A 10,011-nucleotide genomic window follows, 5' to 3' on the forward strand; every position below is an offset into this window, starting at 1 on the left:
GCGGGAACGTCAGCCAGTGCCGGCCGCCGCGCGGCTCGATGCGCAGCGCGCGGCTCGCTTCGTACACCTGCACGTTGGGCGGCAGCGTGGCCGCGAGGCCGCGCATCAGCGCCGCCGGCTGCGCGGTCGCGCAACCGGGCGTGAAGACCGCGCCGCGATACGCGGGGCTGCCCGTCACGTCGCGGATCGCGGCCGCGTCGAGCCAGTCGTAGCGCTCGCCGATCCGGTCCAGGCCGTCGGTGAAATGCTTGAGCGCGGCCTGGCCGCGCGGGTTGATCGCGCCGTGATATTTGCCTTCGTCGCGCCAGTCGCATTCGATGCCGTGCGCGCGCACCGTGTCGCGCACGTAATCGATGCCGTGGCGTTGCAGCCGCACGTCGGCGAGATCGGCCTCGATGCTGCGCGAGTAGCCTTCGCTGCTGATGTCGTGCGGCAGGTCGACGAAGAAGCCCGAATTGCGCCCGGCCGTGGCGCGCCCGATCCGGTCCGCCTCCACCAGCACGATCGCGGCGTCCGGGGCGAGTTCGGCCAGGCGGCGCGCCGCGCACAGCCCGGTGATGCCGCCGCCGATCACCACCCAGTCGGCGGCGATCTGCCCGCTCACCTCGCGCGCCGGCGCGGCGGCCGGCAGCGATTCCCACCAGCCGTTGCGTCCGTCGGCGGCCGGGAAGTGGGTGAATTCCAGCGTCGGACGCGTGGCGGCGTTCATGCGGCGTCGAGCAGCGGCCGGACGACCTGCGCGAACGCGGCCTGTTCGGCGTCGGTCAGGCCGCCGAGCGGCGCGCGCGCCGGGCCGACCGGCAGGCCGGCCAGCTCGCAGCCGTAGCGCACGTACTGGATGAACTTGCCGCCGCGCTCGAGCAGTTCGAGCACCGGCAGCAGTTGCGTCATCAGCTCGCGGCCTTTGTCGAAATCGCGCTGCTTCACGCAGGCGTCGAACAGCGCCGTGTGCGCGCCCGGCAGGAAGTTCGAGGCGCCCGCCACCCAGCTGCGCGCGCCCCACACGAAGAACTCGAGCGCCTGATCGTCCATCCCGCAGCTCAGCACCAGACGCTTGCCGAAATGCGTGGCGAGGTGATGCAGGTGGCCGATGTCGCCGGTGCTTTCCTTCATCGCCATGAAGTTCGGGCGCGCCAGCAGCGCGGCCAGCACCTCGTCGCCGATCGCCGTGCCGGTGCGCGCCGGGAAGTTGTAGAGCATCACCGGCATGTCGAGCCGGTCGTCCACCTTCAGGAAGTGGGCGAGCAGTTCGTCCTGCGTGGGCTGCGCGTAGTACGGCGCGGCCAGCAGCAGCGCGCCGATGCCGGCCTGCTTGGCGGCCAGGCCGAGGCGGATCACTTCCTCGGTGGTGGTGGCGTTGATGCCGGCCGTGATGCCGGTGCGCCCGCCGGCCGCGGCGGTCACCGTGTCGAACGTGCGCACGCGCTCGTCGAAGCTCAGCGCGTAGTACTCGCCGGTGGTGCCGCCGATGCCGATGCCGGCCACGCGCGTGGCCAGGTTGGCCGCGTGCCGGCCGAGCCGTTCGTGATCGATGCCGCCATCGGCGGCGAACGGCGTGACGAGCGGGGTATGGACGCCTTCGAAGTTCATGTCGGGTTCTCGAATGAAGGAGAGGGGATCGGGCGGGGCGGGGCGCTTACTGCGCCAGCCAGGCCTTCAGCTTCTCGGGGTGCGCATCGACGAACTTCTTCGCGGCCGTGGCGAAATCGTTGGTGTTGTTGCCTTCGAGCTCGATCGCCTCGACATCCGCCAGCGTCAGCTTGAAGTGCTGGAAGAACACGTGGGCGCGCGGGAACTTGCCGGCGAACTGCTTCGAGGCGAAGCCGTGGATATGCTCCTCGCCGCCGAGCGTGCCCTTCGGATCCTTCAGGTAGCGCATCTGCCACTTCTGGAACAGCCAGTGCGGGCTCCACACCGTGGCCACCACCCATTGCTTGCTCTGGTAGGCGCGCGATACGCTGGCCAGCATGCCGGCCTCGCTCGACGCCTGCAGCGTGTAGCCGTTCAGGCCGTAATCCTTGATGGTTTTCTCGGATGCCTGCATCAGGCCGCCGCCCGGCTCGATGCCCTGGATGATGCCGTTCAGGTGTGCCTTCACATCCGGCTTGTTCAGATCCGAGATCGACGACAGTTCGGACTCCGGCACATACGCGGGCACGGCCCAGCCGTTGCGGCCGCCGTCGTAGATCACGCCGGTGTCGTCCAGATCGTTCTTGTATTTCGCATAGTAGGTGCCGTGCGTCACCGGCAGCCAGCCGCCCACCATGATGTCGAGATCGCCGCGCGCCACGCCCTGGAACTGGATGCCGATCGCGGCCTGCACCAGCGACACCGGCTGCTTGAGCTGGGTTTCGAGCACGTATTTCGCGACGTTCGCGGTGGCCATCACGTCGGCCCAGTTGGTCACGGCGATCTTGACCGGTTCGGCGGCGGAGGCGGAAGCCGGCGCACCGGCGATCAGGGCGGCCGATACCGTCAGGCACGCGAACAGCGAGTTGCGCAGAGAGGTTTTCATCTAGGATTCCTATGGGTAATCGGCGGCGCCGCTAGCGTGTCGGTTGAGCCGGGTCGTGCAAGTTGCCGGTAAGGGTTCGGTTCTTGTATTGCCGGTGCTGCTGGGGTTGCCGTGCCTGCCGGAGCCGGCACGGCGGGATTTCAGGTGCGGGCCGCATTGCCGGCCGCGGCGGGCTTGGCCGCCACCGGCTTGCGGGCCTTGCGCGGCTTCACGCCGAAGCTTTCGGTCAGGCGGTCGAGCACGATGGCCAGCAGCACCACGCCGAGCCCGCCTTCGAAGCCGATGCCGATGTCGAGGCGCTGGATGCCGCTCAGCACGTATTCGCCGAGGCCGCCCGCGCCGATCATCGACGCCACCACCACCATCGACAGCGCCATCATGATGGTCTGGTTCACGCCGGCCATGATCGACGGCAGCGCGTTCGGCAGTTGAATCTTCCAGAGCAGTTGCGAATTCGTGCTGCCGAACGCGCGGCCGGCCTCGATCAGCTCCTCGCGCACCTGCAGGATGCCGAGCGTGGTCAGGCGCACCACCGGCGGCATCGCGAACACGATGGTGGCGATCACGGCCGGCACGCGGCCGAGGCCGAACAGGATCACGGCCGGGATCAGGTAGACGAACGCGGGCATGGTCTGCATGAAGTCGAGCAGCGAGCGCAGCACCACGCCGGCGCGGCGGCTGCGCGCGCCCCAGATGCCGAGCGGCACGCCGATCACGAGGCTGAACGCGGTGGCGGCCACCACCAGCGCGAGCGTGGAGACGGTTTGCGCCCACAGGCCCATGTAGTGGATCGCGAGCAGCGCGAGGCCGGTGAACGCGCCGAAGCCCGCGCCGCGCCGCCAGACGGCCAGCGCCACCAGCACCACCACCATCGCCGCGAACGGAATTGCCGCGAGGCCGTCCTCGAGCAGCTTGACGACCGCGCCGAGCGCGGCCGAGAACGCGTCGAAACCGCCGCGGAAATGCAGGAACAGGAAATTGACGCTGTTTTCGGCGAACTGGCCGATGATCGACGGGTTCATGCTGCCTTCCTTTCCATCAGGTGCTTGAGGATCGTGCGGCACGACACGGTGCCGGCGAATTGGCCTGCCAGATCGACAACCGGCACGTCGTGCGCCTGTTCGAGCGCGACGCTCGACAGGCGTTGCAGATCGGCGTCGGCCGGCAGCGCGGCGATGTCGGCCACCAGCGCGTCGCGCACCGGCTTCGTGCCGGCGTGGCGCAGCGAGGCGGCGGTGACCACGCCGCGGTAATGGCCGGCTTCGTCGCAGACGTAGCCGCATTCGAGGCCCGCGTCGAGCAGCGTGTCGAGGAAGCGGTTCGACGGCGTATCGGCGTGGCGGATCACGGCGCGGCGGTCGGCCGGCGTCATCAGCGTGGCGGCGTTCAGGAAGCGCGACACATCCACATTGCGGAAGAAGTCGCGCACGTAGGCGTCGGCCGGCGACTGGATCAGCTCGGCCGGCGTGCCCACCTGGATCAGGCAGCCGTCCTTCATGATGCCGATGCGCCCGCCGATCTTGATCGCTTCCTCGATGTCGTGCGAGATGAACACGATGGTGCGCTGCTCTTCCTTCTGCAGCCGCAGCAATTCGTTCTGCATCTCGAAGCGGATCATCGGATCGAGCGCCGAGAACGCCTCGTCCATCAGCAGTACGGAAGGATTGACCGCCAGCGCGCGGGCCAGCCCGACGCGCTGCTGCATGCCGCCCGACAGCTCGCCCGGCAGCAGCTTTTCGTAGGCGCCCAGGCCCACGCGCGTCAGCGCGGTGCGGGCCACTTCATAGCGGGCCGCCTTGTTCATGCCGGCCACTTCGAGGCCGTAGGCGATGTTGTCGAGCACGCTGCGGTTCGGCAGCAGGGCGAACGACTGGAACACCATCGCCATCTTCTCGCGGCGCACCTTGCGCAGCTCCGCCTCGGGCATCGGCGCGATGTCGCGGCCTTCGAGGATCACCTGGCCGGCGGTCGGCTCGATCAGGCGGTTCAGCAGCCGCACCAGCGTGGATTTGCCCGAGCCGGACAGGCCCATGATCACGAAGATCTCGCCCGAGCGCACGCCGAGGCTCACGTCGTTGACGGCCACCATGTTGCCCGTCTGTTCGAAGATCTCGTTGCGCCCGCAACCTTGGCGCAGCATCTCCAGCGCACGTTCCGGCTTCGCGCCGAACACCTTCGAGAGATTGCGCACCGACAGGATTTCGGTGGCCGCCATCGGCACCGATCGCGCCGACGACGGGCCTTGCGCGATGCCGGGGCCGGATCGCAGGGCGTCGCTGGGGGTAAAGCTCAGATTCGGGGTCATTCGATCTTCCCACCTTGCAGGTTGAGATACGACGGGTGATGCACGCATGAATTCGATAAATCGAGCAATAAAATTGCTCATTCAATCGACGTATGCGCAATATTGGTATGAAAAACCGTCGATTCGCGTTGCTTCATGCTTGAGTCAAAGCGTATCAAGTCAAATTCACGTCACCCGCGACATTTTCTGCATGCTTTCCCTCACATTTACTCATGCAGCGCGGTGGTGCAGCGCCGGGCGGTGCATGCGGTCGTCAACGAGGCATTCGAAATAACTATTTAAAAACAGTAGGTTGAGAAAATCGATGATGCGCTGCGGCGAGCGTGGACGGCGCTTTTACGCATGCGCTGCATAAGGGAAACTCAGGGAATGTCCTACGTGGGACGCGCCATGCCATGCAAAACGGCCAGCGACGGCCGCCGGCGGCAGGACAGGCCTGCCGCCGGCGCCGGGCCGACATGGGCGGAAATCGGGAGGGGAACGCGAACGACGACAGGCGGGCGCGGCGGCCCGCCCAAGGGGTCAGCGCACGCCGTGCGCGTCGAGCCGTGCGGCGTACCAGCGCGAGAACTGGTCGACGTAGGTTTCCGTGAACGGCGAGAACGTGCCGGGCCGGTAGGCCGGATCCTGCGTGCCGCTGTGCGTGATCGCCACCAGGTTCGCGTCCTGCGCGTTGGTGGCCACCCACACTTCCGTCAGCGTCTTCACGTCGTAATCGACGCCTTCCACCGCGTCGGCGTGCACCAGCCACTTGCTGCGCACCAGCGTGCGATCGGGCGCGAGCGGGATGATGTAGGAGATCACGGCGTGGTCGCTCATCACGTGCGTCCACGAGTTGTGCGTCCACATGTGGGTGTCGCCGAGGTCGCGGCGCGTGATCTCGCCGAACAGCTTGCGGCAGGCCACGCGCGTGTCGAGCGTCTGCGATTCGCCGTTGCCCGCGATCACGAGGCGCTGGGTGCGGAATTGCGTTTCCACGTGTTCGTCGAGCTGCTCGACCGTGTCGCCGACGAAGCCGTCCGCATCCCAGCTCCGCTGGCAGGCCGCGTTGCGCGCGTGATAGGCGTCGAGCGCTTCCAGCGATTCCGGGCTCAGGTTGTCGGGGCAGAAGCCGAAATCCTCCGGCAGGAACGAGGCCGTCAGTTCGGGGTGCGTACCTTCGCAGTGGTAGCACTCGCGGTTGTTCTCGATCACGAGCTTCCAGTTGCCGTTCTCGACGATTTCCGATTCGAACGCGATCTTGGTGCGGGTCAGGTCGTACGGCGCGAAGCGCGGCGTCATGGTGGCTTCGAGCGTGGCGATGTCGGCCGGGGCCTCGTCGGCGAAGCACACGAAGATGTGCGTGCCGACCACGCGCACATGCACCGGGATCAGGCTGCGGCAGGTGCGGTCGAAATCCTTGCCCATGTGCGCCGCGTGGCGCAGGCTGCCGTCGAGGTCGTAGGTCCACTGGTGATACGGGCACACCAGCATGCCGACCGTCGACTTGCCGGCTTCCTTCAGGCGCGCGCCGCGATGGCGGCACACGTTGCGGTAGGCGCGGATGCCTTCGTCGTCGTCGCGCACGATCAGCACCGAGGCGCGGCCGATGTCGACCGTCGACACGTCGCCCGGCTCCGGCACGTCGGCCGTCACGCCCACCAGGATCCAGTGGCGCTGGAAGAACACGTCCACGTCGGTCTCGAACACGTCCTGGCGTCCGAACAGCTCGCCGGGCATGCCATGCCCGGGTTGGCGGCTGCGCAGCAGTTCGGCGTGGGTCTTGATGGCGTCGACGGACATGGGGGTTCCTTCTTCGGTCGGTTTCGATGGGGGCCGGTTGGGCGGCGGGCGGTGGGGCCGCCCGGTCTCGAAATCAGTATTGAAGGGCCGAAAAACAGCGTCAACGCGCTTTCTTTTGCGTCTCGCATGACGCAGCGTTATGCGAGACGCGGCTCAGGCGTTGCCGAACGCCGGCAGCGCGGCCGCCGCGCGCACGAAATCCTGCTGGCGGCGGTGCCCGCTTTTCGACAGCACGGCGCGCAACTGATTGCGCGCGGTGGTCACGGTGATCGCCGCCGAGGCGGCGAATTCGTCGAGCGAGCGCCCCCGCGCCAGCGCATGCGCGAGCCGCGCCTCGGCCGGCGTCAGCCCGAACAACTGCGCCAGTTGGGCCTCGCCGGCGGCCGCGTCGCGCTCGGCGCGCCGCACCGTGATCATCAGGTCGGCGCGCAGCGGCGCCAGCAGCGACCGGGCGGCGAGGGGGCTGGACGTGCCGTGCGCGGGCATCGGCAGCACCGTCAGGTGCCAGGCGTCCGCGCCGGTGCGCATTGCGATGCTGACGGGGTGATGCGCGAGGCGCACGCGCGCGATCGCATCGCCGAGCGCGGGGCTCCAGGCGCCGGTCGATTCGAGCCGGCGGCCGGCCGTATCGATCCGGCGCTGCCGGCCGAGCCATGCTTCCGCGCTGCGGTTGCAGAACACGATGCCGTTGTTCGAATCGAGCGCGATCACGCCTTGCCCGAGCGCGTCGAGCGCGGCGTCGCCCGCGGCGATGCCGGCCTGCAGCGACGTGTTGCGCATCATCAGGCGGATGGTTTGCCGCAGATGCGGCATCAGGCGTTCGGCCGCATGGCGTTGCATCGGCGAAAACGACGGCTGGCCCACCGCGTGATTGAACACGAGATACACGTCGAGACCGCCTTCGCGATACACGCAACTGCCGAGCACGTAACGCACGCCGAATGGAATCAGTAAATCCTGATAAAACTCGCTGTGCGATACGAAACGGGCATCGAAATAATCGTCGCAGCTGAATATCTCGCCCACTTGCCGCGCTTGCGCAAGCGTGCGGCGCGGATCGATATGGCCGTAGTAATTCGCATAGGCGTCGCCGGCCGGCAGAAATTCCGGCCGCGTCATGACGCTGATCGGCGCGCTGCCGGTGACGCTGTCCCAGCCCACCATGTGAGCGACGCTGCTGCCCATCCAGTTGTCGAACGCCGTCAGCGCGCCCAGCAGGGCATCCGGTTCCAGCACCGCGTCGTAAAACCCTGCCAGCAGCCCCTCGAGCGCTTCCGCCTTGCCCGTTTTCACTTCCCGTAGTGCCATCCGCCCCCCGGCCCCGGCTCGCATTCTGGCGTGCGATGCCGTTTCTCTTTTCTGTCATGACGCATTTTGATCATGCGCCTCGATTTGCAACTCCGCAGAATGCCATAACGTCGATGCCAAGCGAAATAAATCCTAATCGACGAAAACGATTTCGCCGTGTTTACGCTTTGAAAGGCATGCGATTCGAAATGGACCGCGCGAACGGCGAATGGACGCCGCGGTTTTTTATTCAGAACGGTAGACCAATATGAAAAAGACTTGGATTTGCATCGGGGTGTGCGCAGTGCTGACGGCGTGCGGGGGCGGCGGCGGCGACAACTCGGGCACGACGGCCAGCTCGGGCGGGGCATCGGGCACGACGTCGGGTACCTCCGGCGGCACCGCCGGCGGCACCGCCACGCAGGCGACCGCGCAGCCGCTGGCCGCGCAGCAGACCTACATCGGCTCGGTCAGCTTCGGCGACACGATCTCGGTTCAGATCGACGCGCCCGCCAAGGGGCAGGTGACGACCACCTTCGTCAGCTCGAAGTTCGGCCTGTCGGGCAAGCTGGTGGGCAGCTATACCGTGACCAACGGCAACTACGTGGTGAGCGGCTTCCAGGCCAGCGGCACCGTGCCGGCCACGCTGTCGGCCGGCGCGAGCGCGGTGGGCATGCAGTTCACGGTGACGGCCGACGCCAGCAATCACGGCGTGCTGACCGGCCAGCTCAGCGGCGTGCCGAACGTGTCTGCGGGCAGCGGCCTGCTGGCCGGCCAGGTGACGGCCTCGAACAACGGCGTGACCACGGTGTCGAGCCTCGCCGGCACGTACAGCTTCATCAAGCTGTCGGGCGATTATTCGTCGAACGGCGTGCCGGTCGGTTCGCAGGATGTGGATTCGGGGCAACTGCGCATCAACGCCGACGGTTCGCTGCGCGTGTGCCTGAGCGCGCCGTATTCGGACAGCTGCATGGACGACGCGAATCCGAAGGTGGCCAACACCGGCAGCATCAGCGTCGATCCGGATCAGACCACCTATCCGGGCGCGTTCGACATGACCATCAACGGCGCGCCGTACGGCCGGATGTTCGTCAGCACGAGCGGCGGCAACAACACGATCATGCTCGACCAGGCCAGCACCAACAGCGGCGGCACCACGCGCACCGGCGCCTGGGTGCTGCAGAGCACGGCCGCGCTGACGAGCGGCAGCTACGACGGCACCTGGACCTGCTCCGAGCCGAACACCAACGACAACGATCAACTGCTCGGCAATATCATCGCCTCGACGGTCACGATCTCGGGCACCACGCTCACGCCGTCGGGCACCACGGCCAGCCCGATGACGCTGAACCTGAACAGCACGTTCAACGCCGCCTTGTCGACCACCACGCCGACCTATGCCAACGGCGTGAACGGCTTGATGGCCGGCCTGCTGCCGAACGTGTCGAACGGCAAGCTGGTGCAGAGCACGATGGTGTTTCTGCCGGTGTCATCGACGAACCTCTACTACATCGACGAGCCGAACGCCGATGGCTTCTTCGTGCAGGGGCTGTGCACGAAGCAGGTCGAGGCGAAGTAACGGCTTCGCCGGGGCGCACGGTTCGCCTTCGCATGCGCGGAGGCGGCCGTGTCGGCGCGTGACGCCGGATGAAGCAGGGCGGCGGGCCATCGCTCGCATGGATCGCGGGTGCCGCCCCGCCCGGGCCCGCGCCGAACCTGGATGCCGCCGCGCCCCGTACAGCGAGGTTCGCGCGGCGGGGCGCGCATCGCCAGATTCGATCGCCGCGTGATCGGCTGTCGATCGCGCAACCCGTCTTATCGTCCGTCGCCCCCCCACCTACGATGCTCCCAGGCCGGTACCCGCCGGCGTCTCATCACCGCGCCAGCGCGCGCAGCAACGGGAGCATCGACATGCATATCCAGCATCACGGCACACGCCTTCACGTCCGCGACAGCGGCACGGGCGAGCTCGCGCTCGTCTTTCTTCACTACTGGGGCGGCTCGTCGCGCACCTGGGACGGCGTGGCCGGCCCGCTGCGCGCGCGCTGCCGGACCGTCGCGATCGATCAGCGCGGCTGGGGCGAATCCGACGCGCCGGCCGGCGGCTACGCGATGGCCGACC

8 protein-coding genes and 1 pseudogene are annotated in these 10,011 nt (G+C 67.5%); 2 read left to right on the forward strand and 7 right to left on the reverse strand.

What is annotated here, in order from left to right; all coding sequences use genetic code 11:
• The 7 genes from G3N92_RS26160 to G3N92_RS26190 all read right to left on the reverse strand — a co-directional run.
• Positions 1-709 (reverse strand): FAD-dependent oxidoreductase (locus G3N92_RS26160; RefSeq protein ID WP_206130490.1); only part of this gene is annotated, 709 nt, incomplete at its 3' end.
• Complete coding sequence (locus tag G3N92_RS26165) at positions 706-1,590, reverse strand: dihydrodipicolinate synthase family protein (protein WP_206130491.1); 885 nt, start codon at positions 1,588-1,590, stop codon at positions 706-708. The genes G3N92_RS26165 and G3N92_RS26160, both read right to left, overlap by 4 nt.
• A 46-nt stretch (positions 1,591-1,636) precedes the next feature.
• Complete coding sequence (locus G3N92_RS26170) at positions 1,637-2,515, reverse strand: glycine betaine ABC transporter substrate-binding protein (protein ID WP_206130492.1); 879 nt, start codon at positions 2,513-2,515, stop codon at positions 1,637-1,639.
• Positions 2,516-2,655: 140 nt separating this feature from the next.
• The gene (locus G3N92_RS26175) at positions 2,656-3,537 is read right to left on the reverse strand and encodes a proline/glycine betaine ABC transporter permease (protein ID WP_206130493.1); all 882 of its coding nucleotides are present in this window, start codon (positions 3,535-3,537) and stop codon (positions 2,656-2,658) included.
• Positions 3,534-4,820: a glycine betaine/L-proline ABC transporter ATP-binding protein gene (locus G3N92_RS26180; protein ID WP_206130494.1), complete on the reverse strand. Its 1,287-nt coding sequence runs from the start codon at positions 4,818-4,820 to the stop codon at positions 3,534-3,536. Before G3N92_RS26180 ends, G3N92_RS26175 begins: the two co-directional genes overlap by 4 nt.
• Before the next feature lie 522 nt (positions 4,821-5,342).
• On the reverse strand, positions 5,343-6,602 hold the full coding sequence (locus tag G3N92_RS26185) for an aromatic ring-hydroxylating dioxygenase subunit alpha (RefSeq protein ID WP_206130495.1): 1,260 nt from the start codon (positions 6,600-6,602) through the stop codon (positions 5,343-5,345).
• 153 nt (positions 6,603-6,755) lie between these two features.
• Complete coding sequence (locus G3N92_RS26190; protein WP_206130496.1) at positions 6,756-7,895, reverse strand: PAS domain-containing protein; 1,140 nt, start codon at positions 7,893-7,895, stop codon at positions 6,756-6,758.
• 262 nt (positions 7,896-8,157) lie between these two features.
• Here G3N92_RS26190 and G3N92_RS26195 point away from each other — a divergent pair, with 262 nt between their 5' ends.
• Complete coding sequence (locus tag G3N92_RS26195; protein WP_206130497.1) at positions 8,158-9,468, forward strand: hypothetical protein; 1,311 nt, start codon at positions 8,158-8,160, stop codon at positions 9,466-9,468.
• A 332-nt stretch (positions 9,469-9,800) separates the two neighbouring features.
• Positions 9,801-10,011 (forward strand): annotated as a pseudogene (locus G3N92_RS26200) (alpha/beta hydrolase); the annotation flags it as partial.

The organism is Burkholderia sp. Ac-20379 (assembly GCF_017104645.1).
Classification (GTDB): Bacteria; Pseudomonadota; Gammaproteobacteria; order Burkholderiales; family Burkholderiaceae; genus Burkholderia.